At 51.5% G+C, this 25487-nt stretch carries 34 protein-coding genes and 2 pseudogenes; 7 read left to right on the top strand and 29 right to left on the bottom strand.

The window, feature by feature from the left end; genetic code table 11:
* Nucleotides 1–5 precede the first annotated feature (5 nt).
* Nucleotides 6–1274, bottom strand: coding sequence for a GH39 family glycosyl hydrolase (locus MKQ70_RS07790; protein WP_248069723.1), 1269 nt, complete (start codon nucleotides 1272–1274; stop codon nucleotides 6–8).
* Nucleotides 1225–1674 carry a glycoside hydrolase family protein gene (locus MKQ70_RS07785; RefSeq protein WP_248069721.1) on the bottom strand — a complete coding sequence of 150 codons (450 nt, stop codon included), beginning with the start codon at nucleotides 1672–1674 and terminating at the stop codon, nucleotides 1225–1227. The genes MKQ70_RS07790 and MKQ70_RS07785 overlap by 50 nt, the downstream gene beginning before the upstream one ends.
* Nucleotides 1675–1806: 132 nt before the next feature.
* On the opposite strand from MKQ70_RS07785, the gene MKQ70_RS07780 reads away from it, so the two are divergent.
* The gene (locus MKQ70_RS07780) at nucleotides 1807–2073 is read left to right on the top strand and encodes a hypothetical protein (protein ID WP_248069719.1); all 267 of its coding nucleotides are present in this window, start codon (nucleotides 1807–1809) and stop codon (nucleotides 2071–2073) included.
* A gap of 90 nt (nucleotides 2074–2163) precedes the next feature.
* On the opposite strand, the gene MKQ70_RS07775 is transcribed toward MKQ70_RS07780, so the two are convergent.
* From MKQ70_RS07775 to MKQ70_RS07735, 9 genes are all read right to left on the bottom strand, one after another.
* Complete coding sequence (locus MKQ70_RS07775; RefSeq protein WP_248069717.1) at nucleotides 2164–2781, bottom strand: TapB family protein; 618 nt, start codon at nucleotides 2779–2781, stop codon at nucleotides 2164–2166.
* 293 nt (nucleotides 2782–3074) lie between these two features.
* A complete protein-coding gene (locus MKQ70_RS07770) occupies nucleotides 3075–3398 on the bottom strand; it encodes a LytR/AlgR family response regulator transcription factor (RefSeq protein WP_248069715.1) in 324 nt (107 codons plus the stop codon).
* Nucleotides 3399–3415: 17 nt separating this feature from the next.
* Nucleotides 3416–3787, bottom strand: a complete 372-nt coding sequence (locus MKQ70_RS07765; RefSeq protein ID WP_248069713.1) for a LytR/AlgR family response regulator transcription factor — start codon at nucleotides 3785–3787, stop codon at nucleotides 3416–3418.
* The gene (locus MKQ70_RS41080; protein ID WP_248069711.1) at nucleotides 3784–4806 is read right to left on the bottom strand and encodes a sensor histidine kinase; all 1023 of its coding nucleotides are present in this window, start codon (nucleotides 4804–4806) and stop codon (nucleotides 3784–3786) included. Before MKQ70_RS41080 ends, MKQ70_RS07765 begins: the two co-directional genes overlap by 4 nt.
* A 123-nt stretch (nucleotides 4807–4929) precedes the next feature.
* Nucleotides 4930–5757: a hypothetical protein gene (locus MKQ70_RS07755; RefSeq protein ID WP_248069710.1), complete on the bottom strand. Its 828-nt coding sequence runs from the start codon at nucleotides 5755–5757 to the stop codon at nucleotides 4930–4932.
* The gene (locus MKQ70_RS07750; protein WP_248069709.1) at nucleotides 5684–6571 is read right to left on the bottom strand and encodes a hypothetical protein; all 888 of its coding nucleotides are present in this window, start codon (nucleotides 6569–6571) and stop codon (nucleotides 5684–5686) included. Before MKQ70_RS07750 ends, MKQ70_RS07755 begins: the two co-directional genes overlap by 74 nt.
* Entirely contained in the window at nucleotides 6526–7173 is a 648-nt protein-coding gene (locus MKQ70_RS07745) for a hypothetical protein (protein ID WP_248069708.1), read from the bottom strand. The genes MKQ70_RS07750 and MKQ70_RS07745 overlap by 46 nt, the downstream gene beginning before the upstream one ends.
* Nucleotides 7174–7195: 22 nt before the next feature.
* A complete protein-coding gene (locus tag MKQ70_RS07740) occupies nucleotides 7196–7438 on the bottom strand; it encodes a hypothetical protein (RefSeq protein ID WP_248069707.1) in 243 nt (80 codons plus the stop codon).
* Entirely contained in the window at nucleotides 7423–8265 is an 843-nt protein-coding gene (locus MKQ70_RS07735) for an MBL fold metallo-hydrolase (protein ID WP_248069706.1), read from the bottom strand. The genes MKQ70_RS07740 and MKQ70_RS07735 overlap by 16 nt, the downstream gene beginning before the upstream one ends.
* 169 nt (nucleotides 8266–8434) lie before the next feature.
* On the opposite strand from MKQ70_RS07735, the gene MKQ70_RS07730 reads away from it, so the two are divergent.
* Entirely contained in the window at nucleotides 8435–9430 is a 996-nt protein-coding gene (locus MKQ70_RS07730) for an SPFH domain-containing protein (RefSeq protein WP_248069705.1), read from the top strand.
* A 12-nt stretch (nucleotides 9431–9442) separates the two neighbouring features.
* On the top strand, nucleotides 9443–10540 hold the full coding sequence (locus MKQ70_RS07725; RefSeq protein ID WP_248069703.1) for a TFIIB-type zinc ribbon-containing protein: 1098 nt from the start codon (nucleotides 9443–9445) through the stop codon (nucleotides 10538–10540).
* Here MKQ70_RS07725 and MKQ70_RS07720 read toward each other — a convergent pair.
* Together MKQ70_RS07720 and MKQ70_RS07715 are read right to left on the bottom strand one after the other, a co-directional pair.
* Nucleotides 10527–11387 (bottom strand): helix-turn-helix domain-containing protein, encoded by an 861-nt coding sequence (locus tag MKQ70_RS07720; protein WP_248069701.1) that lies wholly within the window; start codon nucleotides 11385–11387, stop codon nucleotides 10527–10529. The genes MKQ70_RS07725 and MKQ70_RS07720 overlap by 14 nt on opposite strands.
* A gap of 163 nt (nucleotides 11388–11550) precedes the next feature.
* Nucleotides 11551–12222, bottom strand: a complete 672-nt coding sequence (locus MKQ70_RS07715) for a hemerythrin domain-containing protein (RefSeq protein WP_248069698.1) — start codon at nucleotides 12220–12222, stop codon at nucleotides 11551–11553.
* A 99-nt stretch (nucleotides 12223–12321) separates the two neighbouring features.
* On the opposite strand from MKQ70_RS07715, the gene MKQ70_RS07710 reads away from it, so the two are divergent.
* Nucleotides 12322–12813 carry a DinB family protein gene (locus MKQ70_RS07710; RefSeq protein WP_248069696.1) on the top strand — a complete coding sequence of 164 codons (492 nt, stop codon included), beginning with the start codon at nucleotides 12322–12324 and terminating at the stop codon, nucleotides 12811–12813.
* A gap of 561 nt (nucleotides 12814–13374) precedes the next feature.
* Here MKQ70_RS07710 and MKQ70_RS07705 read toward each other — a convergent pair.
* Nucleotides 13375–14001, bottom strand: coding sequence for a hypothetical protein (locus tag MKQ70_RS07705; protein WP_248069694.1), 627 nt, complete (start codon nucleotides 13999–14001; stop codon nucleotides 13375–13377).
* Between the two features lie 191 nt (nucleotides 14002–14192).
* On the opposite strand from MKQ70_RS07705, the gene MKQ70_RS07700 reads away from it, so the two are divergent.
* Nucleotides 14193–14396 carry a hypothetical protein gene (locus tag MKQ70_RS07700; RefSeq protein ID WP_248069692.1) on the top strand — a complete coding sequence of 68 codons (204 nt, stop codon included), beginning with the start codon at nucleotides 14193–14195 and terminating at the stop codon, nucleotides 14394–14396.
* Complete coding sequence (locus tag MKQ70_RS07695) at nucleotides 14366–14596, top strand: LytTR family DNA-binding domain-containing protein (RefSeq protein ID WP_308199429.1); 231 nt, start codon at nucleotides 14366–14368, stop codon at nucleotides 14594–14596. Before MKQ70_RS07700 ends, MKQ70_RS07695 begins: the two co-directional genes overlap by 31 nt.
* A 29-nt stretch (nucleotides 14597–14625) precedes the next feature.
* Here MKQ70_RS07695 and MKQ70_RS07690 read toward each other — a convergent pair whose 3' ends face one another.
* On the bottom strand, nucleotides 14626–15189 hold the full coding sequence (locus MKQ70_RS07690) for a Crp/Fnr family transcriptional regulator (protein ID WP_248069690.1): 564 nt from the start codon (nucleotides 15187–15189) through the stop codon (nucleotides 14626–14628).
* 155 nt (nucleotides 15190–15344) lie between these two features.
* On the opposite strand from MKQ70_RS07690, the gene MKQ70_RS07685 reads away from it, so the two are divergent.
* Nucleotides 15345–16262, top strand: a complete 918-nt coding sequence (locus MKQ70_RS07685) for a family 43 glycosylhydrolase (RefSeq protein WP_248069688.1) — start codon at nucleotides 15345–15347, stop codon at nucleotides 16260–16262.
* Here the strand turns inward: MKQ70_RS07685 and MKQ70_RS07680 are convergent.
* The 14 genes and pseudogenes from MKQ70_RS07680 to MKQ70_RS07620 form a co-directional block, all read right to left on the bottom strand.
* A complete protein-coding gene (locus MKQ70_RS07680; protein WP_248069687.1) occupies nucleotides 16259–16426 on the bottom strand; it encodes a hypothetical protein in 168 nt (55 codons plus the stop codon). The two genes, MKQ70_RS07685 and MKQ70_RS07680, sit on opposite strands and share 4 nt — an antisense overlap.
* 24 nt (nucleotides 16427–16450) lie before the next feature.
* Nucleotides 16451–18553, bottom strand: coding sequence for an outer membrane beta-barrel family protein (locus MKQ70_RS07675; protein WP_248069685.1), 2103 nt, complete (start codon nucleotides 18551–18553; stop codon nucleotides 16451–16453).
* A 153-nt stretch (nucleotides 18554–18706) separates the two neighbouring features.
* Nucleotides 18707–19459, bottom strand: a complete 753-nt coding sequence (locus MKQ70_RS07670; protein WP_248069683.1) for a LytR/AlgR family response regulator transcription factor — start codon at nucleotides 19457–19459, stop codon at nucleotides 18707–18709.
* Nucleotides 19452–20201 carry a sensor histidine kinase gene (locus tag MKQ70_RS07665; RefSeq protein ID WP_248069681.1) on the bottom strand — a complete coding sequence of 250 codons (750 nt, stop codon included), beginning with the start codon at nucleotides 20199–20201 and terminating at the stop codon, nucleotides 19452–19454. The genes MKQ70_RS07670 and MKQ70_RS07665 overlap by 8 nt, the downstream gene beginning before the upstream one ends.
* Entirely contained in the window at nucleotides 20128–21060 is a 933-nt protein-coding gene (locus MKQ70_RS07660; RefSeq protein ID WP_248069680.1) for a tetratricopeptide repeat protein, read from the bottom strand. Before MKQ70_RS07660 ends, MKQ70_RS07665 begins: the two co-directional genes overlap by 74 nt.
* Before the next feature lie 308 nt (nucleotides 21061–21368).
* A complete protein-coding gene (locus MKQ70_RS37930) occupies nucleotides 21369–21698 on the bottom strand; it encodes a DUF4256 domain-containing protein (RefSeq protein WP_282456263.1) in 330 nt (109 codons plus the stop codon).
* A gap of 59 nt (nucleotides 21699–21757) precedes the next feature.
* Nucleotides 21758–21931: pseudogene (locus tag MKQ70_RS37925) on the bottom strand (DUF4256 domain-containing protein); the annotation flags it as partial.
* Complete coding sequence (locus MKQ70_RS07650; protein WP_248069679.1) at nucleotides 21928–22509, bottom strand: YdeI/OmpD-associated family protein; 582 nt, start codon at nucleotides 22507–22509, stop codon at nucleotides 21928–21930. The gene MKQ70_RS07650 and the pseudogene MKQ70_RS37925, both read right to left, overlap by 4 nt.
* A complete protein-coding gene (locus tag MKQ70_RS07645; protein WP_248069678.1) occupies nucleotides 22506–22889 on the bottom strand; it encodes a DoxX family protein in 384 nt (127 codons plus the stop codon). Before MKQ70_RS07645 ends, MKQ70_RS07650 begins: the two co-directional genes overlap by 4 nt.
* Nucleotides 22890–22895: 6 nt before the next feature.
* Nucleotides 22896–23366 carry an SRPBCC domain-containing protein gene (locus MKQ70_RS07640; RefSeq protein ID WP_248069677.1) on the bottom strand — a complete coding sequence of 157 codons (471 nt, stop codon included), beginning with the start codon at nucleotides 23364–23366 and terminating at the stop codon, nucleotides 22896–22898.
* A 7-nt stretch (nucleotides 23367–23373) separates the two neighbouring features.
* Nucleotides 23374–23694: pseudogene (locus tag MKQ70_RS42065) on the bottom strand (ArsR/SmtB family transcription factor).
* Nucleotides 23695–23872: 178 nt separating this feature from the next.
* Nucleotides 23873–24778: a RagB/SusD family nutrient uptake outer membrane protein gene (locus MKQ70_RS07630; RefSeq protein ID WP_248069676.1), complete on the bottom strand. Its 906-nt coding sequence runs from the start codon at nucleotides 24776–24778 to the stop codon at nucleotides 23873–23875.
* Nucleotides 24729–25301: a RagB/SusD family nutrient uptake outer membrane protein gene (locus tag MKQ70_RS07625; RefSeq protein WP_248069674.1), complete on the bottom strand. Its 573-nt coding sequence runs from the start codon at nucleotides 25299–25301 to the stop codon at nucleotides 24729–24731. Before MKQ70_RS07625 ends, MKQ70_RS07630 begins: the two co-directional genes overlap by 50 nt.
* On the bottom strand, nucleotides 25279–25482 hold the full coding sequence (locus tag MKQ70_RS07620; RefSeq protein WP_248069671.1) for a hypothetical protein: 204 nt from the start codon (nucleotides 25480–25482) through the stop codon (nucleotides 25279–25281). The genes MKQ70_RS07625 and MKQ70_RS07620 overlap by 23 nt, the downstream gene beginning before the upstream one ends.
* Between the last annotated feature and the right edge of the window lie 5 nt (nucleotides 25483–25487).

The following is a 25487-nucleotide window of genomic DNA, read 5'->3' as shown; positions in this document are numbered from 1 at the left end:
ACGGCTTAAGACGCCTTCAGCAAGACCAGTGACACCGCCTGCCTGGGCAAACGCACCTTCCGCGCAAACGTACCGTTCGAGATACTAACTTTCTCCGGGGCAGACAACAGCTCCAACTGCCCGGACTTCTCCAGTATTTTGTACTGTTCAGGGGTGGGCGACTGCGGAGAACCCATCTTCTTCCAAACCTCGTAGGAGTTACTATGCTGCTGGTCGATGCGGTAATGGTAAAGCGTGCCTTTTTTAAAGCGGATATTTTTAATAGCCAGGTCAACTTCAGCTGCACCCTCCGTAATGTCATCGTCGTGATAGTTCCAGAGCAACACGGCGGCAGACTGCTTATCGCCCGAAGCGAGCGCGTTTACATCGGTGCGTTCGCCGCGTACGCCCGCGGCGATAATAGAACTGGCATCATAGGCAAGATCGCCGGTAACCGCTACCCGGTTGCCACGCATCATGCCCAGCATGCGGAACACGTTCAGTACCGGCTTATCTACACCATTGGTCGCCAGGTCGCGGAAGCCATAAAACCAGGGCTGGTTTTCGAACTCAAACGACCAGTTTACCGCACCAATGATATTAGTGCCGTACGAATCGTTGAGGTCCATAATACGGGTGAGCGATGCGGCCGTATAACTGGAGTACATGGTGCCATTGCGGTACGCGTTCTGCGGATCTGTTTTCATGCCGCAGGCAGCGCAACCTTCCGGGTCGGACTCACCAATGATCACCGGGATATTCTTCATTTCCGGGAAACTGGAAATCACTTTCAGGTGACGGTTTACATCTTTTAACTGGTTGGCAATGCCCATGCGCACACGATTATCCGTAAACGTTGGCCAGCCTTTGGCGTGGAAAGCGAGGAAGTCCAGCGGCGCACCGATCTTACCGGTGGCCTCGTTCTTTTCCTGTAAACAGTGAATGATAAACTTACGCATGAACTCCCCTGCCCCACCGGTCACGTGCGGTCCGCCCATACGCGCCGAGGGCAATGCCCGTTTTACCGCATCTGCGGCATAGTCGTACATCTTGCAGTACACGCGGAACTTATCTTCCACCATTAAATAATACCCGTCGGCTTCGTTCCACAACTCCCAATACCAGGATTCCACTTCCTTTTTACCATAGCGGTCAATGCAGTGTTTTACCCACTGGTAAATCAGCTCGGCCCATTTATCGTAGTCTTTTGGCGGATACGCCCAGCCGGTGCAAATTTCCTTGTAATTAACGCCTGGTTGCCAGAAGTGGCGGTACGGCGTGGGATTGGTAGACAAAGCCCGGCATAAAACCGATCTGCGCCAGCGGCTTCATTTTCCGTTCGATATACGTATCGAAAATAGCATCCACGATGCGCCAGTTGTAGATGGGATTACCATCTTTATCTTCCGTATACATATTGGTAGAGCCCCACTTGAGGGCGGCTTCACCATCGCCGGTGTTCATGAGGTTATGTGCGCGAACGTATACCGGCACCGGGCTCAGGGCCGCTAGTTCGGACAAGAGTTTCTTACCATCTTTCATGTAGGTATAATTCGGTTCATCGTAACCGAACCAGGCCCAGATGTGTTTCAAAGGGCCTTTAACATTATTCAGATCCGCTTCTACAGCAACGGATTGCGCGGAAGCCGCGATGGTGTGACAGAGAAAACGAAGAGCAGTATACGTTTCATGCATTAGCGGTTTTACCGGGTTTCATAACGTGTCAATCTGACAATCAACCATCAAGTTAATATAATTTCAATAAGAAGTACATATACATTTCGGTTTCTCAACCTAAAGAATATCTTACGTACTTATAGAGAACACATGGAACAACAGATGTACGAAGACTACCTGAAAGTCATCAACAACAAACGCTACACAGTCTTTGCGCTCATCATGGGGATGCTCTTTACCGTGGCGGGCGCCGCCGGTATTATACTCGATTGCTTTTACCCGGTGTATGCGGCAGGTTTTCACGATATACTGGGCACCTGGGATATGGGCCGCTTAGTGATCGGGCTTGTGTTTCTTGCAGGGTATACGGCTATCCTCGAGGCCAGGAAGGCCGAGCAGGAAAAATCTCCTTCCTGAGTTGCCGTAAGCTGGAAGCAACTGCGGATCTTTGCCCGGCCGGACACAAAAAAGCCGGGCAGAAGCCCGGCTACCTCGGATGGAAATCATCTATTCTATTTTTATCAACTGGGTGGTAGACTCTCCGGTTTCGGTAACGTTCACCGACTTCACCACACCTACGCCGTGTGCTGTCCACAGCGTAATATCTTCATGAAAACTCTTTGACGTCAGGAAATTTCCATTCTGCTTGAACTCCTGGGTATTGTCCATCGCGTACTGCCATTTACTGCACACGAACGAGCCGCCAGGTACGGTAATCGTTTCCACTGCCACCACTTTACCGGGCTTGTATTGTACTGTTTGCGTCACTTCCATAGTGGTAGTGGTGCCGGCCGATGTGATGGCGTATTTGATGTACTGGCCAGGCTGACCGGCATTTCCCTGGAAGGTCATCACGCTGTTCTCCTTAATGATGTTGTCCATGAACATGTAATGAGGAAAGCCCGTTGGGGTGGCTTCCAGTACCTGTACATTAGGCTGTGAGCGCAAGGCGTCAATCACGTCGTTCCACATATCCGGCATCACCATTTCCACGATGGTTTTATTCTTCGCATCGAGGTGGAGGTTGTCCACGTCCATATTGCCATCGGTCATACTGATGTGCGTGCGGACATTAAAAACTTTGTACCCGGCGGAGTCGCGGGTGCCCAGTACCCATTTAGTCACGTCTGCTATCTGACCACTGGCATCCGTAACGGTGTACTTATATTTTTTTTTCCTTGTGTAGGGATAAAATTGGCTTTAGAGCCAGCGGGCGATTCGGGGCCTTCTTGCTCATCGGTGCCACAGGCAGCGAAGGCGAGGCTGAGTGTTAACAGTGCAATTATCTTTTTCATGCCGCAAACTTCCGCGATAAAAAGCTGCCGGCCAAGCAACGCAGACGGACACACGGGATTGGCGTACATTCTACCGCATCGCGCCGTTTATCTTCGATTTAATGCACTTCGTCGACAAGCCCATTAACGGGCCTGCAACCGTTGCAGGCAGGCGGCTTTATAGTTGCGCCCGATAGGCAGCTCCTGCCCTGCCACTTCTACAAAAGCTGATTGATACCCTTCAATTTTATTCGCCGACACGATAAACGACCGGTGAATACGCAGGAACCGCTCCTGTGGCAATAATTCTTCCAGCAGGCTGATTTTCTGCTTCGATTGCAGGGTCTTCTTATCTTTCAGCACCACCTTTACATAATCGCGCAAACTTTCTATCCAAAGGATATCATCCACATTAATCTTCATCATTTTACGGTCTACTTTCAGGTAGAGGAAAATATCATTGTGCATCTCGGCAGGTGCGGGCTTTATGGCATCCGGGGCGCTGCCGGTACCAGTACTTTCGCCATCGCTTTCGAGAAACGTTCGAACGACACGGGTTTCAGCAGGTAGTCCAGCGCATTCAGATCAAACCCCTCCACCGCGTATTCGCGGTAAGCAGTAGTGAAAATTACTTTAGGGGGATTGGGCAAACTGCGCAACAGGGCCATGCCGTTCAGGCCGGGCATTTTGATATCGAGGAACATGAGGTCCACCGCCTGTTGCCGCAAAAACTGGAACGCCGACACGCCGGCGTGGCAACTGCCTACCACTTCCACTTCCGGGAAGCTTTCCAGGTACCGCGCGATTATTTCCACGGCATGCGGTTCATCATCTACGATCAGCACTTTCAATTTCATTGCAAATGTTTGTTCAGGGCTACTTCCAATATAGCGATAAACGTATCGTCTTCTGCCACGGTACGTAACTGGTGCGCACCGGGATACAGGATTTCGAGGCGTTTGCGCACGTTGCGCAGGCCAATATTACCGAAATGCACGGCCGCATCGTTCGGCGCCTGTTCGGGCCGGCTGTTCGCTATCTTGAACTTAAAATGATCATCATGTACCCGGAGGTCGATATTGATCCAGGGGGCGCCCGCATCTTCGCTGGCGCCGTGTTTAAAGGCATTCTCCACCAGCGGCAATACCAGCAGCGGCGCAATCTGGTGCGCCCCGGGATCCCCGTTGATGCTGAAGGTGAGATCCAGCCGCTCTTCATACCGCAACTGTTCCAGCGCTACATAACTCTGCAGTATAGCGATATCGCGCTTCAGGGAAACGCGTTCCACATTGCACTCATACAGCATATACCGGAGTATTTCAGACAATCCCAGCACGATCTGCGGCGAGCGGGGCGAGTGTTGTAAAGTAAGGGCGTACAGGTTGTTGAGCGTATTGAACAGGAAATGCGGATGCACCTGTCCTTTCAGAAACTCCAGCTCTGCCTGCAGGGCCGCCTGCCGCCGTTCTGTATACATCTTAAAAAATTTGATGGTAAGGGCGAGCCATACGGCGATATTGGTTTCCTCCATGGCGATAATGAAGTATTTGGTGCGCGTAAGCCGCTCCCAAAAGCTGCCATCCATTTTGTGCCAGATAAAACCCGGGGAGTCGCGGACCATAACGGCATTGATCAGGTCTTCCACGACCAGGATTTCAATAATGCGGAACAGCACCGTTGCCAGCAGCATACAACTGACCAGGAACACCCCGAAAGCCACGTAGTGTTTGCGGAACAACAACTTCGGCAAACCGATATAAGCCACGATGTAAAAGTAGAACAGGTGTGCGGGCAGGCTGAGCAGCACTACCTGCAATGTTACTTTCGCATCGCCGATAGACGCGTTGTACAGGAGAAAGGTGGCAAGGGAGGCCACTGTCCAGAAAAGTATGTGTAATAAAATACGCCTGACGCCAGAGAAGCCCATCTGCCAAAGATAGCAGAATAACGGCAGGAATTGGCTGGCGTCGATAGACGGTAGCGGATCGTCGACGAACGGTCAGCGGCGGCGCATCCCTTTTACCTCCTCCTCATCTGCCATATACAGGTCGTACTGATTCACATAACTGTAAAACAACCCACCAATATTCCGGTAATTCGTCCACAACCAAACCCGCGACTGTGCAACAGCTTCGCCGCCCGCAATAGGATCCGGATCTATCTTCCTGTAAAAGAAATTGAAAAACAAAAATGCAAAGCGGCTGGCAAATACGATCGGCATTTTGATCTCGGTACCAATGTAAGCCCGGCAATCGCGCCGGAAGAAAGTGGCCGCCAGTTCGTTCGCCATATAAGGATCGGCCACGGCGGTGGTGCAGGCGTTCGCAAATACCAGCGGTTTGTCGGCAAAGGCGCTGCCGCCCAGCTCCCTTCGGCTTATGGTGTAGTCAGGCGATGGTTTGGCGCCGAAGCGCAACACCGGTGTATTGCCGTCGCCGACACTGCAATGGCAATAGAGATACATCACGGCCAGCGGCGTAACACCCGGTTGATTGAGCATGCTCACCAGCGCCTGTTTGGGAGATGCGTCTCCCGCCTCCGGCACATTTACCCTGTTATCCAGGAGTGCTCCGAACTGTTGTTGCTGCCATAACACCTCGTCATGCACCGGATCACCCGGCTGATCGTCCCAATAAAAAAGGTTGGCGCTAAAGGCCTTGTCCAGCTTACCTAATGCTTTGGACGCATATATTTTGCTCGAAGTATAACCGATCCGGTAACGCAGGCCCATAAACAGGCTGCCATCCACTTCGTTAGCAGCGGGAGGTTGCGTATACATCATCGCCCAGGGAACATGCGGCGCGAAACCGGCATCCACTGCCGCCATCCACGATATCTTGATTTTTTGTCCGGGGTGAGTGCATCCATAATTTCGCGGATACGGCTGCCGGAGGGAAAAACACCTGGTATACGATGTGTGCATCGTAAGCAAGATCGAGCAGTTCACTACTGGATGCCATCTGCTTCCAGGTGGCTTCATGCGCATCATCCACCCGGAACTGGAAATTATCCCAGTTGTATTGATGTTCGCGGCGGTTTAAACGGTCCATGAAATCCACGTCCGGCAGGTCGTTTAATGCCTTATACCAGGTGGCGCGGAATTTCTCGGCCGAGGTGATCATGTTTGCCAGCGGTCCTGCTATCGTTGGGCTCGCGCCATGCCACGACACCAATTCTTCCACCGTATCGTTGCCCGCATCACCACTGATCATGGCCTGTGTTGGGCTTACCACTGTTATATTCAATTCGCCGGGCGGCGTGGTCCACTCGTGCATGGTGCGTATATGTTGCTGCGAGGCCGGGGCATGCACGACCTGGTTTTGTACCAGGTTAGCCGCATCGTGTGCATGCACCGCATCTCCCACCTGCAGCTGAATTTCAAACTGGCGATATAACTCCCTCAACTCTCTTCCGGCTGTGGCGCAGGTATAGACCAAAACATTCAGCAGAATGCGGCCTTTCTGTTGCGGCTTCAGGGACAATCTTACTTTTTCGCTGTCGCCCTCGCGCGGGATCAAAAGCCCGAACTTTACGGCCAATCCTGCCGCGCCGGCCACGGGCAAAACTTTCACCGGGTCCAATGCGGAGTACTGGCCTAAAAGTACAGGATCGGCGGCAGTAACCACCCATTCCGTAAGCAATCCCTCATCCGGTATTTCGGCCAGGTCGATAGCAGTTTCTTGTCCCGAAAAAGATTGTCTTTAACGGGATCGCCTACCCGGAAACAGAGCTCGTAATCTTTATCCTCCTGCAACACCGGCGAGCCTTCCAATCCTTCGATCCAGGCGTTAATGGTTTTCTCCTGGTCACTTTGTTCCGAAGGCAGTCCCTCCGGACCAGTAGCTTCATCCCCATCAGTTGCCCCGCTGTCACCAAAATCCCACCGGTGAGGACGATAACTGTTCGCCTGCTCGCTGCGCTGGAAATAATCCGCCAGCCGTCGCCAGTTGAAATTGGCATCCGGGTAGCTCCCTGAATCTGCCACGATCCCATGCTTAAAATACAGCTCCACCGGGAAGTAAAGCAGCTGCTTGGTGGCCCAGTCGCCATTATTCTCCCAGATAGACGTAACGATATTGTTCACCATCTGCTGAAGATCCTCGTTGCCCTCTCCCGCTTCCAGCTGTGCAGCTATATACCGCAGCTGCTCCACCTGCTCAGGGTGATCTGCCCGCCATTGCAGCGCGTCGTTATGATGTAACAACCCGGTAACGATCACTTCGTTCAGTTTGCCCGATAACATAAAATATATTTAACGTAATCACTTATTGCATCAGATCCACCGTAATCCCCTCCCCGCCATCTTCCGGGTACCTCGTCTCATATGCATACTCCCGCTTCAGGTCCGCATCATCCCACATCTCGTTAAACTTCGTCCGGTAATTGAAATGAAACACCATATCCGGCGCATTGTGTTTCAGCAGTTTCGCGATCACCGGCTCCTCCGGGTGTTTATACCGCACGCCATTCGACGATACGAGAATATGTTTACTCACCACCTTCTCCATAATGCTGTCCTTCGTGCTCTTTTTACTGCCGTGATGCGCCAGTTTCCGGCGTTCACTTCCAGCTTTTTGTCGCCCCGTTTATCAAGCAAAGGTTCAATGGTGTTCAGTAATATATGAGACGGGGCATCGCCGGCGAACAGGCAGGTGGTGTAATCGTACGTAGCCAGGAAGGCAATGCTGCTGGCGTTGGCGGCACTTTTATCCGGTTTAAACGCCAGCTCCTGCAATTCCTCTACATGACCGGATAACGTGGTTTCATACCTGTAATCATCCCCGAGCATTTGCGCGGGATCTTTATCGGCCAGCTCCTCGTCCCACACCGGGATCAGATCGGCCAGCTGTGTCAGGTGGGGTGACAACAAAGTGATTTTCATACCACCATTGAGCGTTACTTCCGGTGGTGCGTGATGATCGCGCACACAAACAGGGCCACCGTAAAACCGTTCGTTCTGGCGGTAGCCATTTTGACGCATCAATATGGTCAGGTATTCACCCTGTAAAGACCCAAGGTGCGTGGGATCAAGTTCCTGCGCGGACAGTCCCAGCTGCTCGCGGCCGTTGAACCATATTTCTTTGATAGCGACCGGCTGCGGGTCCACGTTCAGTAAACGCACAATGCCATCGATATGGTCGATATCGATATGCGTGACGACCAACAACTCCAGTTCCCGAAGATCAGGAGCCACTTTTTTAAGGGCGCTCCATAGATCGTAAAAGGCATAGTAAGGACCGCCGTCGATCAAAATATAGCTGGGATTTGCTGCAACGCCGTATTCTATTAAAATGGCATCACCAAAAGCCGCGGGGAGTAAATGGACTTTGTACATGAGGCAACACAATGATTATCTAAATATAATCATTATCAGCGTGTTAATACTATAAGCCGCTATATTTATTTTGGGTGGGTAGGACCTCCTTTTCTTTTCCGGCAATTGTAGCTGAAATAATCAAATTTGATTGTAAATTACCCCCATCATCCATGCTAAAACATTCAATATGGGAATTTTTGATTTTATCAAGAACGAGTTTATCGAGGTCATTGAGTGGGTAGACGATACCAACGATACCGTTATTTATAAATACCCCGACAAAGGGAACAAGATCATGAACGGCGCGCAGCTCACCGTGCGCGAAAGCCAGGTGGCCGTGCTCATGAACGAAGGCGAGTTTGGGGATGTATACATTCCCGGCCGGCATGAACTGAACACCCAGAACATGCCTATCACCACCACGCTGAAAAGCTGGAAATACCTCTTTAATTCGCCTTTTAAGGTAGATGTGTTTTTCGTGAGCACGAAGTTCTTCACCAACCTGAAATGGGGCACCTCCAACCCGATCATCGTACGCGACCCGGTGTTTAAACAGGTACGTCTTCGCTCCTTTGGATCTTATACCATGCGGGTAACCGATCCCAAGAAGTTCATCGCGGGCTTTGCCGGCACACATCCCTGGGTGCGCATCGATGCGGTGAGCGAACAATTGCGCAACACGATCACCAGCAGGCTGGCGGAAGGGCTGGCCGAAACAGGCATCTCCGTACTCGACCTTGCCGCTAACTTCACCGAGATCGGTGAAAAGCTGAAACCCGTGTTCCAGAAGGAGTTTGATGTTTGGGGGATTGAGCTGGGCCAGTTCTACATCGAGAATGTGACGCTGCCGGAAGAAGTAGAGAAAATGCTGGATAAAACCACGCAGATCAACATGCTTGGCAACGATCTCAATAAGTTTAACCAGATGCAGGGCGGTATCGCTATCGAGAAACTGGCGGATAATCCGGGCGCCGCGGGTACAGCGGGCATAGGCGCGGGCATGATCCTCACCAACATGCTGCAGCAGCAACAGGCCCCGGCGAATGCAGGCGCGGCGCCGGCGGCCGACGATAAGCAGCAGCTGGTCGAACTGCTCAAACAGCTGGGCGAACTGAAATCGGCCGGATTGCTTACCGAAGAAGAATTCAATCAGAAAAAAGCAGAAATATTAAGCAAGCTGTAAGGCTGATCCCGAATGGAACAATTACCTGTAGAAAAAGACCCATTGCTGTTGTTCCCATGCCCGGGCTGTAATGCGCAGCTGCATTACAACCCGAAACACCAGCAACTGGAGTGCGAACATTGTGGCACCCGCGTGGCCATCGAAAGTGGCATTGATAACATCCGGGAAAATGACCTGCACCGGCAAATGACCGCCGCCGCAGATCCATCCGTGGAGGTGGAGCAACTGGTGTACAAGTGTAACCGTTGCGGCTCTCAAACCGCCTTTAGTTCCGAAACGCCGACCTTCATCTGCGCCTTCTGCAATTTTGAGGTGGTGAACCCGGTGGCGTATAAAACGCGCATCATCCAGCCCTCCGGCATTATTCCCTTTAAGATTGAGCGGCAACAGTCGGTATCGATCTTTAAAACCTGGCTGGGTAAGGGATTTTGGGCCCCGAATGATTTAACGGAGTTTGCGCGGCAGGACAGCCTGCACGGCATGTACCTCCCCTTCTGGACGTACGACGCGCAAACCAACAGCAGCTGGGAAGGTTATGGCGGCGAACATTACTGGGATACAGAATACTACACGGATTCAGAAGGTAAACGACAAAGCCGCAGCGTACAGAAAACGCGCTGGCATTACCGTAGCGGCCATTACAATTACTTCTTTGATGATATCCTGATTGGCGGCGCGGCAGAATTGTCGCAGCGCGAGTATGAAAGTATTTTTCCCTATCAGCTCGAAGCCCTGGTAAACTTCGACGCCCGCTATCTTTCCGGCTGGGCGGCCGATGTATACGATATTCCCGTGGCGGATGGCTACGAACGTGCCGAAGAGATCATGAAAAACGCGATCTACAACGCGTGTGCAGACCTGTGCCGCATCGACACCTACCGCGACCTGTCCGTAAGCACCAGGTATTCGCAGCAAACGTACAAACACGTGCTGCTACCGCTCTGGATCTGCTCTTATTTTTATAAAAAGAAGCAATATCACTTCCTGATTAACGGGCAGACCGGTCGTATTTATGGGAAAAAGCCGGTATCCGCCACGAAGGTGACGCTGGCAATATTACTGGCCCTGGTGGTGATTATCGGCCTGGTATTCCTGTTTAACGCACAATAAGCGCAGGCTTGGCAGCTGCCGACGCTTCCAGCGACTGGAAAACACCGTTGTCCGGCGCCGCCAGCCGCAGCGGTGTTAAACTGCTGAATTTCTTACAATCACGCACCATATGCGCCTGGTCGGAATAACCGAGTGGATAGCTTAATCCCGCCCACTTGATCGGTTTGCCGCCGGCGCTCCTGATGTATTGATATAATCGCCTGAAACGAATGATCTGCTGGTAGTTTTTCGGGCTGATGCCAATAGACTGCTTAAAGTTTCTTTCCAACTGCCTGCGGCTGATGTACAGCTGTGCGCTCAAATCCTCAATAGAAACCCCTTCCTGCTTCCGGATCAACCGGCAGCCTTCCACCACATAATTGCGTTCATTTCCCGCATCCGCTACTTTACCCAGGAAAAAAGGCTCCATATCGCGGATCAGCGCCGCAGCGTCCCGGTGCTCGTAAAACCGTCGCAGCCATTGCTTTTGCGTTACCGGCAGTATAGCATCCGCATCGGTCACCTGGTTAAACAGTTTAGCTGCAGGCAACCCGAAGAACAGTTCCACCGCTTCCGGCTTCATCCGCACCCCAAATAACGTGGAACCCGGACTGGCCTTCCAGAGGTCCGTATAGTCGAACAACCCCGTAAAAAAGGCATTATATGACTTCCCCCAGCCTTCTCCATGAAGATTCAGGATGTGGCTGGGCTTTTCTTCCAGGTGGATGATGAGCTCCGTGGTACCCAGGGGCACACAATAGTTCACCGGCTGACTCTCCAGGTCGGACGTTGCAGGCGCACCATATGTCCAGAAACACTCGATATAGGGCAACAATGCAGCTGTTGGTCTGTACTCGCGATAATTCATGTAGTGTGAGCTTTACGACTATACAAAATTAACCGGGGCTCCCGCACGTGGTAGTCAGGGACGTATGAAATGTCAAATTTAGTGATTGAAATGCACAGATGCAATCAAAAAACCGGCCCTGTTGCCGCGCGCCGGTCTTCCTTCTCAAACGGAAAGCATACCCCTATGCTGTCGCCAGTTCCCGGGTAAGGGCCTGGCTACGCGCAGGAGCAATTTCTTCGTCGAGCATGCGGAGGTACAGTTCGTACACCTGCGCCGGGGCGTTTGCTTTCATGCCGCCCAGCCAGCCCAACAACTCCGGATCGTTCGCTCCACGCATCATAAACCGGCTTTCCTCGAACAGCAGTTCCGGCGGCAATGACGCCACGATCTCCTGTTCTACCGCCATCAGTTCATGATCGCTGTAATATGACCATAATACCTCGTTCAGCACCCGTTCTTCCTTGTTCATATGCGTGAGATTAAAAGCAATAAACTCATTAAAAGAAGCCAGTATCGTGCGCCCGATTTCCCAGCTGAGCGGGCCATCCTCCACGTTATACCAGGAACTTACCAGCTCGCGCATCTGCCGCGCAAGCATTTCGTCTGTTTCATGTTCGCTGTCGAATTCAGCTACAAGCGTAGGGTTCACTTTGTTAATCAGCGGGAAAATATAACCGTGTTCATGCTCGGCATGTCCGTCGAAATAACCCAATGTTTGCTGGAGTTTTACAATGGCAGCCGCTGATGCAGCTTTGCTGCGGAAATCTGATTGCTGAATGAGGGTGGCGGTTTCAAACAATACAACGCGCAGTCCTTTGTGGATCTGATTAAAAATATTATACCTGTTCATCATGGCGATAATGTTTTGATGTCGCAAAATTATTACGCGTCAACATGGGCATATAGAAAAAAGCGACATTATGATTATCTTCCATTTCAACTGATATCTGCCATGACCCACACCGAACAAATTGCCCAACACTTCCGCCAGGTACATACCGGTGGTAACTGGACCAGCGTTAACCTTCAAGCTGTCTTGTCGGACGTTACCCTCGAACAAGCCACCCGTAAAATAGGCGACCTGAACACGATCGCGGTGCTCACCTACCACGTGAATTATTATGTTGATACCGTACTGAAAGTATTGCAGGGCGGGCCGTTGATGGGCAACGATAAACAGAGCTTCCTGCTGCCCCCGTTGGAAACCGAAGCCGAATGGCGCGCCCTGGCGGATAAAGCCATCCGCGATGCGGAGTTGTTTGCTTCGGCTATTGAGCGGTTGCCCGCGGAGAAGTTATTTGAAGATTTTACGGATGCGAAGTATGGGAATTATTATCGTAACCTGCATGGGATTATTGAGCATACGCATTATCATTTGGGGCAGATGGTGATTTTGAAGAAAGTGATTGGATTGATGGATAATTTCAAAGCCCGGTTCGATTAATCTGAGCTTCCGCAGTGTGCTTTCGGAATATCCTTCGCTCACTTACGGCTTATCAATCCTAGAATGAACAAACCCACCAGCGCCACTCCAATTACTTTGAGTCCAATAACTATCCAGTCATTCACAGTAGGTCTGGCGCATGCGTCGCAAACCCATCTTTGGCTGTAATAACTTCGTCTTCCGGACCAAAATCGCTTTCCGAAAATACTCGGCCTGGAGCGACCAACGTACACTTCCTTTCTAGCGCCTTTACCTGCTGGGATTTTTGTTGCACAATGATAACAATTCGGCATTGGGATAATATTTACATAGCAACAAATATAATAAAATAAATTTATATAAAGATGCTTAACAAAAAGAGAAGCCACCGTCCTCCCTCGATAGCCCGGGCCACGGAGAACAGGACTAGTGGCTTCCTGCTTTATAAAGAAATGCAGATACCGCGTTTTATCCAATATGTCAAAGAACTAACTACAGGATGCATTACCTTTTGTGATGCTCCTGTTCCGGTGCCGACCTTAAAGCGTCTTCCGACGGTAATACAGGCAGCAACCGGATGCGCTACCCATTGAGGAGCAATGGATATTCTCCCTCCATCGCATCACCCGCCAGGACGGTGTTAACAGCAGGCGGATATATCACTCTTTCCCCCTTGATTATAACTTCCTTCACCGCTTCATTGCCCGGCAGGTCTTTCACACACACTACTATCCGGCAGCCGTCCAGCTGTTGCTTCCCAGGTGCATATAACCACGTTTCACCGTCGTGTTGCACCGCCTTTCCACTTTCTACCAGCACGCCGTTACGACCGTATAATTTCACCACTACACCCGCCACTTTGAAATTGTCCGTTGCAGTAACGGTAATCCCCTTGTCGCCCACCGCTACATCGTGGATCACGGGCGCCTGCAGGTAGTCGGCTATCGCCAGGTTGTGCACGTTTAAGGCATCGTGTAGTCCGGCTTTATAAATAGCATGCAACACCGGCGATTTCCGCGCCTTCGCTGACCATAGAGCCCCTTCCCTGAATTGTGCTTTTGTGCGCTCCTGTGCCGCAGTTCCCCTGCCGGGACGGCGGCGCGGCGCCTTCGCGATAATCTGCCGGCCATAGCGGAAGTACACGACCACCTGCTTGCCGAACTGGCCGCGGGCGCCGGAGGATATGGCATTAAATTGTTCACGGATCATTTGCCTGTTTTTATGCAAAAATGGGGGTGTTTTGTGCGATCTGACATATCACTTTCTCGCAAAAAGAGTCAATTTGTCGCAAAGTGTAATTTGGATGGTTTCGTGATGGTTAAGTGAAGGTTCAGTGATGGGCGCGCAACTTCCTGACATATGTCAGACCACCCGATTCCGATCGCGGATATTTTTGCAATATGAACACGATACTCGCCACCCAGCAACGACCACCACTCGAAATTATCAAACCGGTAAGGCTAACACCTCCACCGGTATACCTGCAACGCGTACTGATCGATAATGGAAAGAAATTCGTGAACATCTGCGTTAACACGATCATCTACCTGAAAGCAGATCGTGATTATACCGGATACATACCACGGACAATCGCTCTTTCCTGAGCAACAATGGCATCAGCCAGATAGAAAAGAAATTAGATCCCTCGCTGTTTATCCGTATTCACCGGTCGTACATCGTGAACATCGCGCATGTGAAGGAGTTGTACAGGGATTATACACGCGTGGTGGTACCGCTTCCAAATAATGTGGAAGTGGCGGTGGGTAGGCATTATCTGCCGGTAGTAAAGCAGTTGATTTTATAATCGCTGACTCGCCAGCTTACGGATACGGCTCAAGCTGTCCTGTGAATATTTAAAAACGCCGCAATGTACTTCAGCGGCACCTCCCGCAACACCTCCGGATGCTCGTCGAGCAATTTCTGGTAACGCTCTTCGGCCGTGAGGCACAATTGATCTATCTGGTTATCCTGCACCCACATCATTACCCGCTCCATCAGCGACCAGAACAGTTCGTTTGCCTGGGGCAACTCCTTCATCAGCTGGTTAAATTCCGGCATCCCCCATTCCAGCACTTCTATTTCGGTCAGACTTTCAATCTCGCAGGACGAAGGCACGCCATTAGACATATACAGCGGTGTAGACATGAAATCGCCGGAGGGGATCAGTCCCACGATATATTTCTGCTCTTTATGAATGCGATACAGGTGACACACGCCTTTGTTGAGAAAGTACATTTTCTCCACGGGCTTTCCCTGCTCCATTAAGATCGTGTTGCGGGGATAGGTAACGACCCTCGTGAGGGAGCGGATGGTGGCAAATTCACCTTCGGTGAAGTACACTCTGCGGGCACTCAGAAATTGGCAGGCCCCGGCATATTCCGGGTATTGTAGTTCCATGGCGCGGTGTTATGCCAGACAAGATACTAAAAATTACCGCGGTTCGTTCTGCTTCACTATCCACTGCGTGAATTTGTATCCGGGTGGTACTTCGTCGATCGAACGAAGGCGTGATTTGCCGCTAAACTAATCAATACTTTGCATTATCTTTCTCCATGTTCCGTTACCTTTTCCTGTTATTTTTCCCGTTCGCCGCAACCGCCCAGGCCCCGTCGGTGCACGATCCGGTGATGATCCGGCAAGACAGTACCTACTATCTTTTCTGCACCGGCCGTGGCATTTCCGTATGGTCATCGACCGATATGCAGCAATGGAAACGCGAAAAGCCGGTGTTCGACAAAGCGCCGGAGTGGGCCGTACAGGCGGTACCTGGCTACAATGGCCACACCTGGGCGCCGGATATTCACTATTACAAAGGCAGGTATTATCTCTTTTACTCCGTATCCACCTTCGGCAAAAACGGCTCCTGCATTGGCATGGCCACCAACACTTCATTGCATCCCGGCTCTCCCTGGACCGATCACGGTAAAGTGATACAATCGGAACCCGGCCGCGACGACTGGAATGCCATCGACCCTAATCTGGTGATTGATGATAAAGGTCAGCCCTGGCTAAGTTTCGGTTCGTTCTGGAGTGGACTAAAACTAACACGGCTGAACGATTCTTTAACCGCACCGGTGGGCGAGTTATACAGCATCGCCAGCAGGCAGCAGGGCAACAAAGCCATAGAAGCGCCTTTCATTTTTAAGAAGATGGGCTACTACTACCTATTCGCCTCCACCGATTTTTGTTGCCGCGGCGAGAACAGTACCTATAAGATGATCTTTGGCCGCTCGAAAACACTCACAGGGCCATATCTTGATAAAGATGGAAAAGACTTAATGCAGGGCGGCGGCACGCTGCTGTTGCAGGGCGATGAGCACTGGCATGGGGTAGGACATAATGCCGTGGCTACTTTCGATGGGAAGGATTATTTGATTTACCATGGGTACGATGCGGGGGATAGTGGGCGGTCGAAGTTGCAGATGAAGGTGTTACTGTGGAGGACGGGGTGGCCGGAGGTGGGGCATTAGTCTTCCACCACCATCGCCGAATCCATCACCACCGGTGCATCCGGCAACTCAGTTACCACTGCCACCGCCGAATCAGTAACCGTCTCCTCACCACCATGGTGAATAACAGTGCCACATCCAAAAAACAACATCAGAAATACGATAATAACTGCGGGAATACTCATAGCACCTAAAGTACATTTTTTATTTTACATCCTCCCCTTCTCCTCGGTATTATTCGCATCGATCTTCTTCTTCGCAAATGTTTTACCCGCGCTGAAATTCCACACCAGTGTGGCTGTACCCGTACGCGTAGGCCGCTTCTGGTAAAACAGGATGCGCGTACCCGCATACTCCGTCAGCGTTTTTTCTCGGAAGGTGTTAAAAATATCTGTGGCGGCTACACGTAAACGGAGCTTTCCTTTCCAAAACATCCGGGTGGCGCCGATGTCCGTAAAGAATACGGCGTATTGCAGCGAGTTTTCGGAACGATAGCGCGAGCTGAACTCGGTATACATATCAAAATCAGCCACTTTAGGCCACTTTACAGACTGCATCAGTTTGAGGCTGATGGCCGTCCGGCTGATCTTATAGGTGTCAAAATCGGCGGTGTTATGGTACAGTATCAGCCCATTGCTTAAACGCACGTTGGGGCTGATCGTTATGGGCGCATCTACCGAAAGGCCCCACTCCTTTGCGCCGGGATAGTTTTTGGATTTGTATTCGATGATGTTATCGGGCAATGTTGTTGCTGTTTGAGCGATGTAATCGCGGGTGTACTTGAAGTAAACATCCGCGGTGAAGCTGTTCTTCCAGGCGTAACCGGCCTGCACGTTGTGCGTGTACTGTGGTTGCAGGTCGGGGTTGCCCGTAAGTATTTCGAAGTCGTTTATCTGCAGGCGGTAGGGATTTAAATCATTAAACGCCGGGCGGCCTACGCGGCGGGAATAGTTCAGGTGCAGGGAGTTATCGTCCATGGTATGATTAATAAACACCGAAGGAAACAAACCGAAGTATTGCCGGCGGATCGTTTGGCCGGTGGTGATAGAATGTCCGCTGGCATAGGTTTGCTCGCCGCGTAATCCACCTTTTATACTGGTGTTGCGTACGGCCATTTCATAGGTGCCATAAAACATGAGCAGGTCTTCGCGGTACGCAAATTCATTGCTCCTGCCATCGTCCTTTATCCAGCCGTCGCCTATGGCATCTTCGGCCAGGATGCTGTTTTCCCGGTTGGTACGCACGTACTTGGCCCCGGTGCGGACGAGCGATTTGGTATTGAGCGCCTTTGTGTAATCCGCCTGTGTACTGATGATCTCCGTATTGCCGGGTGTGGTGGTACGCAACCCGCCGCTCTTCGCGGCATCGCTGTACTCGGAGTGTAAGGTATTCGTTTCCGCCTTCTCCTGCCGGGCGTAATCGGCTATTACTTTAAAGGAAGAACCCAGCGAATCAATGTTCCACACATAGGTGGCTGTGGTACTGTTCATCGTGGGCCTTCTGCGCCAGGCGGTATGCGAAGCGCCTGTTATATCATCATAAAGGATATTCGCGTAAAAGTCCTGCACAAAGCGGTTGGCATTGCCGTTATGCTGTACGGTAACGGATTGGTTATCGGAAAAATCAAATACCAGTCCGCCGCGGTATTGCTGGCGGGTGTTGTTGTTCACGCGGCTGTTGCTGCTGGCAAAGTGCGTACCATCGGGATAATCAGTGTCCACACTGCCTTTATAACGGCTCCTGTCGCGCACCACATTGTAACTGCCGAAGGCATACCAATGCTTCATTTTATAGTCGATGCTGCCGCCCACGGAATACAACGGCTGATCGTCCTGCTGGCGGTATTGCACGCCGAGGTTGCCGCTAATACCCTGCTGCCGGCCACGTTTTAATACAATATGTACAATGCCCCCGGCCGATGCCGCTTCGTACTCTGCGGGCGGATTGGGCAACACTTCTATTTTAAGGATATCTTCTGACCGCAATGAACGGAGAAAGTCGGCCAGCTCGGCGCCGGACATGCGCTGCACCACATCGTTCACCATCACCATTACGCCCTGCCCGCCGGTGATTTGTATCTTGCCTTCGGGACTTACCCACAGTCCGGGAGACTTCTGTAACACTTCCAGCCCATTGAGCCCCGTACTCAGTTCGCTGTTCTCGATGTTGACGATATAGCGGTCCGCTTTACGCGTCACCAGGGGCTTGCGCGACTGCACCTCGAAGGTTTTTAATTGTTTCACGGTGTCGCGCTGCGCCGTAGCAGGCAACAAGTAAATGAGTGCGGCGATGCTGAGCAGTAATCCTTTCATGGTGTTACGTTTAGCGTTAAATGGAGGGGAATGCATAGACATACACTCCCGTACACAAACTATTTATAAAAAAGTACTGTAAAGGTAACAAGCACGCACCCTGGCCAGGGGCGTAATGAGCAGTTGACGGGGATGAATGAGCCGTTGCGGGAATTATTTGCCGGGCATTAACCGGCGCAGGAGCGCTTCTTTTCTTGATCGGGATACATCTACCTCCGCGCCATCACTCATGTGCAGGGTACCGCCTTCGCCGCGGCTGTATTTTTTCACCTCATCGAGGTTCACAAGACAAGAATGATGCACGCGTAAAAAGCGGTATTCCTCCAGCATTTCGTCGATCTCTTTTAAGGTGCGGGAGATCACCAGCTTCTGTTGGTCTTTGAGGGTAAACACGGTATAATTGCTGCTGGCATTGCAATAAAGAATCGTATCAACGGGAATGATCTGCAGTCCGTCAAGCGTGGGCAGGGCAATACGGTTAACATTGGGTTGGGTAGGCTGATGGTAACGTTGCAGCAACAGTTCCATCTGCTCGGGGAGCGAAGGTGTTGCTTTGCTGCTCACGCGGTTCACAGCCGCTTTTAATTCTTCTACATCGACGGGTTTTAATAAGTAATCGAGGGCGCTAAAGCGGATGGCCTTTATTGCATACTGGTCGTAGCTGGTGGTAAAGATGCACTCGAACCCGATAGGCGCCAGCATTTCCAGCACTTCAAAACCATTGAGGTAAGGCATTTCTATATCGAGAAACACGAGTTGAGGTTGCAGTTCGCGCACGAGCTTCACTGCTTCCTTGGCGTTATTCACCAGGGCCAGCACTTCCACGTCCGGGCAATGTTTCTTCAGCAAAGTAGCCAATGCCTGGCAGGCATAAGGCTCATCGTCTATGATCACCGCTTTAATCATGCGCCTGTTTGTTATAGATCTTTAAAGTTACGACCGTTCCCGCTACCTGTCCTTCCGCATCCTTCACATCTTCCATTACAAAAGAGGTCCCGGTGTGCTCCCCGTTAAAGATGGAAAGCCTTTCGGCGCTCAGCCGGTTGCCAAAAGAAGCACCCTTTTCCACCGGGCTGGTTTTAAGCGCTTCCGCACGCTGGCGGCCAATCCCGTTATCGCGTATGGTGCATACCAGGATGTCGTTCCGCATGGCGAAATGAATGTTCAGGATGCCCTTGCCATCCTTATGCAACAACCCGTGCCAGATCGCGTTTTCGCAAAATGGCTGCAAGATGAACGAGGGCACGTACACCATCGAGGGGTGCAGATCGCCATCGAAGCCAATGGTATAATCAAACACCTCTTTAAAGCGTAGTTGCTCCATATTTAGGTACAACCGCAGCATGCTGAGCTCTTCTTCCAGGGTAACGGTCATTTTACCGGCATTCTGCAACACCGTGCGAATAAGGCGCGAGAAGCGGGTGAGGTATTCGGAGGCTTTATCGCCTTCTTCATTCAAAATAAAATGATTGATGGAACTCAGGCAGTTAAAGATGAAGTGAGGATTCATCTGCGCACGTAATGCCTGCATCTTTAACTCGTCGGCGCGCTGCCGCAGGTGCAGCTTCTCATTCTTATGCCGAAGGATCACCACGGCCAGCACAGCGCCCGATAGCAATACGATGCCGAGGATCACGAACACCAGCATGTTGCGCTGGTTGAGCAGCTTCTCCGCTTCGGATTCCTGCCGGAACGTAAACAGCTGCCGTTTGAAGTTCTCTGAAAAAACGGTCTTTCAGCGAATCGAACCGCTTCTGATATTCCAGTGCCCGCCGGTCGTCGCCCTGCGCTTCGGCGATCGCCGCCAGCAGCTTATAGGCATCACGGCGGTTCTGTCTTGCGCCGCGGACCGACGAATGCTCCAGCGAACGCATGATCACGTCGGCAGCATTGGCGTAGTCCTTCCGGTGCATATACACCCGGCCCATGCCCAGCATGGAAGCGATCATGATATTGCCATCGGTGATCGGCCGCGCTTCCTTGTAAAGGGAGTCGTAGTATTTAAAAGCGGTTTCGTAATCGTTTTCAGCGAGGAACAGATCACCGATGCGAAGCCGTATGATCTTGCTTTTCGGGTTACCGGTCAGCGCCCGCCGGTAGTACAGGCGGGCTTTGTCTATATCGCCGCTCGCAGCGTACAGGTCACCGATGCGGTGGTTCATTTCGCGGTAAGGATAACCGCCCGTCCAGGGGTCCAGCGCTTCGGCACGGGCATAGTACTCCAGCGCCGTATGAAAATCGCCCAGGGTTGAATAAAGAGATCCCAGCTGCACGAGCAGCAGCACATGATTATCGCGCCGGTCGTTTTTATTAAAATAGGTTAATCCTTCTATGGCTGTGACAAAAGCATTTTCATAATTGCCCATGTCGTCGTAAATATTGCTCAGTATCCGGAACGCGCCGCCAATATCGATGCTGGCGCTTACCTTCCGGTAGTAATCAATGGCCAGCTTTACGGTGTCAACGGCATGCTGCGAATAGCCCATATACCACTGGGCCTGCCCCATGCCGAACAGCGCTTCCGCCTTCAGGTAGCGGTTGTTGATACTGTCGGCCAGGTCAAAGGCCCCGCGGTAAAAACGTAGGCCTCCATCGGCTTAAACTGCCACAGCTTATTGTTACCCATGTGCACACCTCTCCTCGCCCTGTCCTGTGGCGATTGCGCCAGCAGCAAGGGTAGGTTCAGACAACAAAACAGTATCAGGAAAGCCGCTTTCCGCATCAGGATAAAAACTGGTGAAGCCCTAAAACTAATAAAAAGCGGCCAGTTTACGGACGGTAATGATTGGTTGACGGGATTGGCTGAGCCGGTGGTTTACACGGTTAACACACCCCTGAAACCGCGAACAGCGTAATACGAAGAAGCCCCATTATGGTAAATAAACGTTTGCCCGTACCGGTAGTCGCCGAACAAAGCGCCGCCGAGCTTCCGTACACCGGCCGGTGTTTGTATCCAGCTGGACGTTTTCTGATCGAACGGACCAACGGCCTGCAACGCACGGTACTGCTCCTCATCCAGCATATCTATGCCCATAGCGGCCGCCATTTCCATGGCCGAATCGTGTGGCTTGGCGGTTTTACGATCGTCGAGCGCCTTCCTGTCGAAGCATACATTACGGCGCCCCTTGGGCGTTTCGGGGAGCAATCCATGAAGATGTATGTGCCGGACGGCTTATCGAAGCCCACGACATCCGGTTCTCCTTCGGTTTCCTCCATTTGTTGCAGCGACCACAGTTTGGCGGGATGTGCTTCCAGCTTCTCCTGCACCTTTTCCCAGGCAATGCCTTTGTGGCGTTCAGGGTGTTTTTCGAAGCGCGCTTTAAGGGTCGCCAGCAGCGCTTTGCGGTCTGTGGCGGATAGTTCTTTTTCATGTATCAATCATTTAAACCTTTTCCTCCCAGGATGATGGGAATATATTTCTCTACGCGTGCGGCCCGCGTTTTAGATTGCTTGGGCGCGGCAAAAAACAACAGGTAACCGCGCTGGCGGCCGGGTGTTAACGCTTCGAAGGCTTTTTTGAGTTTGGGCTGCGAGTCCAGCTGTTGCTGAAACTCCTCCGCTACCGCAAACTCCTCTGCCTTTTTGTAAGGCACAGCAATGCCGGCTCTTTCTACTTCAATAGCTTCGTACACGTACTGTTTCAGTACGGGCGCCAATTCCCTGATCTCTTTCAGACTGGTGAAACGGATCTGCCGGGCCGCCTGTACGTTAGCGGTCTGCTGTATCAATATACCTTCGGGATCGCTGAGCAGCGCGCCTTTGTGGAATAACATAGCGCAGTACTCCTTAAACCCGTGTATCAGCACGATATTACGATCCTCAAACGTATAGCAGGGTACACCCCACTTCACTTCCTCGTTGAGCCCGCAGGAGTCAATGAGTTTTCTGAGCTGTTCAAACTCCTTCTGCCATTTATCGGCTTTCTCGAAGAAGAAGTCCGCTTTAGGATTGATCATACCGTATAGTTTAAAAGTTGCCGGGAAGCCGGGCGAAAATACCACGACAACCCCGTTAATACAAGCAGCAGCAAAGCCGGGAACATGCCGGCCGCATCCCCCATGGCCACGTGCGAGATGATCGCCCCTGCCATCATAAAAACGAAACCGGCATACGCCCATTCTTTTAGCAATGGCAATTTAGGCAGCAATACGGCAATAACCCCCAAAATTTTCGCCACACCCAATATCAGAAGAAAATAAGCGGGATAGCCCAGCGCAATCACCGGGTCGATTTGCTCCTTGATTTGCAATACCTGTACGGCGCCGGTAGATACCATGCCCAGGGCCAGCCATAGCGTGGCTACCCAGTAAATGATCGTTTTAATCTTTGGTGACATTACGTGTTATTTTTTAAGTGATGCAAGTATTTCTTCCAGTCGCGCATGTGCCATATTGATCCCATACTCGAAAGGCATTTTCAATTGCTGGTCGCGGTGCGTTACGGAACGGAACACCACCTGCATGGTAAGTTTGCTGCGGTCTTCTCCGATCTTTTCAAAGTCGAGGAACTCCAGCTGCACATCAAAGGGCGCATTCTCCATCTCGAACGTACGCGTGATCTGCTGATCGGGAATAATGCGGTGAATGGTACCGTTGGCGCGGAACATCACCTTGCCGGAAGGATCGCTGGTTTCAAAGGCATAGTGTCCGTGCGCTTTGTTTTCCAGCTTAAGCACTTTAGTTCCCATCCACTGCTGGATGATCTCCGCCTCTGTATAAGCCCGGAAGAGCAAGTCTACCGGCAAATCAAATTCACGGGTGATAAAGAGTTCCTGTTTGCCTTCCTCGGCATGCACTTTTGTTTTACGTTCCATAACCAGGTTATTTTTTGGGTTTATACTGTTTCATGATATCCTCCAGCTTATTAAAGCGCTCGTCCCACAGCTGCCGGAAGGGCTCTATAAAGTCCGCTATCTCTTTCATTTTGTGAGGATTGAGGTGGTAAAATATTTCCCGGCCACTCTGCTCCTGTTTCAACAACTCGCATTCGGTAAGGATCGCCGTGTTTGGATACGGTAGGCCGCGCCGTATCGAAATTGGCGGCAATAGCGCCGGCCGTCATACCCTGCGAAGCCACCAGCACCAATATGGCCCGCCTGGTGGGGTCTGCTATTGCCTGAATACGTCTCTCCGTAAGTTCATTATGTAGCTATTTGACTACAAATATATGTGTAGTCATTTAACTACGCAAATATATTTTCCCATCTTCCTGGAAAAACAAAAGTTGTAACCGGCCCGCCGCCTGGGAGCAGCAAAACCGGGTTACAACCAGTATCGTTTTTACAAAAAAAAGGGCTGTCCTTTAAGAAGGACAGCCTTTTCATATTCCTCTGTTACTCAATTCCATTCGTTCTGCACGCCGGCAAGAACGTTGGGATTGTAGTTCTTTCTGCGTTCGGGATCGGGAACAGCACGTGCTTGTCCTGAACGGTTCTTTACCGTCGCCGGGCTCCGATTTCCGGATGGCGTTAATCGTTTGTTTGGCAATACCCCAGCGGATCAGGTCGAAATAGCGTACCTGCTCGCCGCAAAGTTCCAGCTGGCGTTCGCGCATTAATAGGTTCATCGCATTTGTTTTATCGCCGAGCGTAGTGTATAATACTGCACCGGAACGGGCACGCACACTATCGATATACTGACGCGGCGCATCGCCCACCTCCCCCTGCTGGATGTGGGTTTCAGCCAGCATCAGCAACACATCGGCAAAACGAATGATTTGTCCGTTGATGGAACTGATCGGCGCACCGTATGATTTTGCGCGGTCATAATATTCATACTTCTTCCATTTGAAATATCCCTGCGGATCGGCAGCGTTAAAAGGAAAGTTGATCGCGCCGCCGGTGCACTGCTCGCAATACACGGTAGCACCACCGCTGGCCGCATTGCCATAAAACGTGAACTTCGCACGGGGATCTGTATAAGGAGCGCCACCCACCGGATTCGGATAGGTAAAGGCATTTACAGCCGCAGTAGAGATGTACATGTTATCCCAGTCGTTGAAGCCATATTCCTGTGCACGACCGGAGTGTGTCGCACGGCCACCGCCGTTGGCCGCGGAGTTTTCGATCGCACCAAACATATAGTACTGGCTGCCGATGCCCCAATCCGTCCAGGCAGCGTTCATCGCCTGGAAGATGTTCTCTTTGGTGCCCTGGTTAGTCGGGGTGAAGTTGGCGTTATAGTCTTTCTCCAGCGCATACGTGTAAGGCGCCTGTGTCAGTTTCACCAGCCGCCTGCGCAGGGCCCCATTTTTTCTGGAACATCAGCGCACGGCCTAACAGCGCGGTAGCAGCGCCTTTCGTGGCACGCCCAAGGTCAGCGTTACCATAAGCCACCGGCAGTACCGCCTGGGCGTCTCTCAGATCTTTTTCGATAAATGCCCACACTTCAGCTGCGGTAGCACGCGGAATGTAGTTATTGGTGATCGTTTCGTTGTAAGTTTCGTACAAAGGCACGCCACCCCAAAGGCTTACGAGATGAAAGTAAGCATAGGCGCGGAGAAACTTCGCCTCTGCCACATACTGCGCAACTTTTGTTTTATCGGCTTCCAGCGTTGGGTTCCGTGCAATAGCGCGGTCTTCTACCACGTTGGCGCGGAAGATGATGCGGTACAGCGACTGCCACAGCTGGGTCAGCTGCACTTGTTCCGGACCAAAGTTATAGTCGGCCAGCTGCGCCATATCGCCCTGCATGTTCGACGTTTTCTTTGCCTCGAAGCTGAGCAGGTCAAAAAATAAAGTAGTATTCACGCGCCCAAAGCCCCTGGTGCATCAGTGTGGCATAGGTAGCCACCGTGGCCTGGTTCAATGCTTCCGAACTGCGGAAGTAGGTTTCAAAGTCATACACCGATGGATTCTGTAGCTCCAGCTCCGATTTCCGGCAGCCCGCTAAACTGGCGAGTAATGCAGCGGCTATAAATATTTTTTTCATGTTGA

The sequence above is a fragment of the Chitinophaga sedimenti genome (genome assembly GCF_023156195.1).
Lineage (GTDB): Bacteria > Bacteroidota > Bacteroidia > Chitinophagales > Chitinophagaceae > Chitinophaga > Chitinophaga sedimenti.
Note: the sequence above shows the minus strand (reverse complement) of the source record. Positions and strands in the feature narration are given on the sequence as shown.

Bases quoted from the DNA above. Each gene is read 5' to 3' on its own strand.
- MKQ70_RS07765 (WP_248069713.1), bottom strand. From the start codon at position 3,787: ATGAAATTGAAAGTGCTGATCGTAGATGATGAACCGCATGCCGTGGAA.
- MKQ70_RS07710 (WP_248069696.1), top strand. From the start codon at position 12,322: ATGACCCACACCGAACAAATTGCCCAACACTTCCGCCAGGTACATACC.
- MKQ70_RS07680 (WP_248069687.1), bottom strand. From the start codon at position 16,426: ATGAGTATTCCCGCAGTTATTATCGTATTTCTGATGTTGTTTTTTGGA.
- MKQ70_RS07735 (WP_248069706.1), bottom strand. From the start codon at position 8,265: ATGTACAAAGTCCATTTACTCCCCGCGGCTTTTGGTGATGCCATTTTA.
- MKQ70_RS07730 (WP_248069705.1), top strand. From the start codon at position 8,435: ATGGGAATTTTTGATTTTATCAAGAACGAGTTTATCGAGGTCATTGAG.
- MKQ70_RS07720 (WP_248069701.1), bottom strand. From the start codon at position 11,387: ATGAATTATCGCGAGTACAGACCAACAGCTGCATTGTTGCCCTATATC.
- MKQ70_RS07620 (WP_248069671.1), bottom strand. From the start codon at position 25,482: ATGAAAAAAATATTTATAGCCGCTGCATTACTCGCCAGTTTAGCGGGC.
- MKQ70_RS07650 (WP_248069679.1), bottom strand. From the start codon at position 22,509: ATGATCAATCCTAAAGCGGACTTCTTCTTCGAGAAAGCCGATAAATGG.
- MKQ70_RS07675 (WP_248069685.1), bottom strand. From the start codon at position 18,553: ATGAAAGGATTACTGCTCAGCATCGCCGCACTCATTTACTTGTTGCCT.
- MKQ70_RS07670 (WP_248069683.1), bottom strand. From the start codon at position 19,459: ATGATTAAAGCGGTGATCATAGACGATGAGCCTTATGCCTGCCAGGCA.
- MKQ70_RS07690 (WP_248069690.1), bottom strand. From the start codon at position 15,189: ATGGAACTACAATACCCGGAATATGCCGGGGCCTGCCAATTTCTGAGT.
- MKQ70_RS07685 (WP_248069688.1), top strand. From the start codon at position 15,345: ATGTTCCGTTACCTTTTCCTGTTATTTTTCCCGTTCGCCGCAACCGCC.
- MKQ70_RS07645 (WP_248069678.1), bottom strand. From the start codon at position 22,889: ATGTCACCAAAGATTAAAACGATCATTTACTGGGTAGCCACGCTATGG.
- MKQ70_RS07745 (WP_248069708.1), bottom strand. From the start codon at position 7,173: ATGTTATCGGGCAAACTGAACGAAGTGATCGTTACCGGGTTGTTACAT.
- MKQ70_RS07755 (WP_248069710.1), bottom strand. From the start codon at position 5,757: ATGGCGGCAGTGGATGCCGGTTTCGCGCCGCATGTTCCCTGGGCGATG.
- MKQ70_RS07780 (WP_248069719.1), top strand. From the start codon at position 1,807: ATGGAACAACAGATGTACGAAGACTACCTGAAAGTCATCAACAACAAA.
- MKQ70_RS07665 (WP_248069681.1), bottom strand. From the start codon at position 20,201: ATGCTGGTGTTCGTGATCCTCGGCATCGTATTGCTATCGGGCGCTGTG.
- MKQ70_RS07770 (WP_248069715.1), bottom strand. From the start codon at position 3,398: ATGCACAATGATATTTTCCTCTACCTGAAAGTAGACCGTAAAATGATG.
- MKQ70_RS07785 (WP_248069721.1), bottom strand. From the start codon at position 1,674: ATGCATGAAACGTATACTGCTCTTCGTTTTCTCTGTCACACCATCGCG.
- MKQ70_RS07640 (WP_248069677.1), bottom strand. From the start codon at position 23,366: ATGGAACGTAAAACAAAAGTGCATGCCGAGGAAGGCAAACAGGAACTC.
- MKQ70_RS07700 (WP_248069692.1), top strand. From the start codon at position 14,193: ATGAACACGATACTCGCCACCCAGCAACGACCACCACTCGAAATTATC.
- MKQ70_RS07725 (WP_248069703.1), top strand. From the start codon at position 9,443: ATGGAACAATTACCTGTAGAAAAAGACCCATTGCTGTTGTTCCCATGC.
- MKQ70_RS07740 (WP_248069707.1), bottom strand. From the start codon at position 7,438: ATGGAGAAGGTGGTGAGTAAACATATTCTCGTATCGTCGAATGGCGTG.
- MKQ70_RS07705 (WP_248069694.1), bottom strand. From the start codon at position 14,001: ATGATCCGTGAACAATTTAATGCCATATCCTCCGGCGCCCGCGGCCAG.
- MKQ70_RS07715 (WP_248069698.1), bottom strand. From the start codon at position 12,222: ATGATGAACAGGTATAATATTTTTAATCAGATCCACAAAGGACTGCGC.
- MKQ70_RS07660 (WP_248069680.1), bottom strand. From the start codon at position 21,060: ATGGGGCAGGCCCAGTGGTATATGGGCTATTCGCAGCATGCCGTTGAC.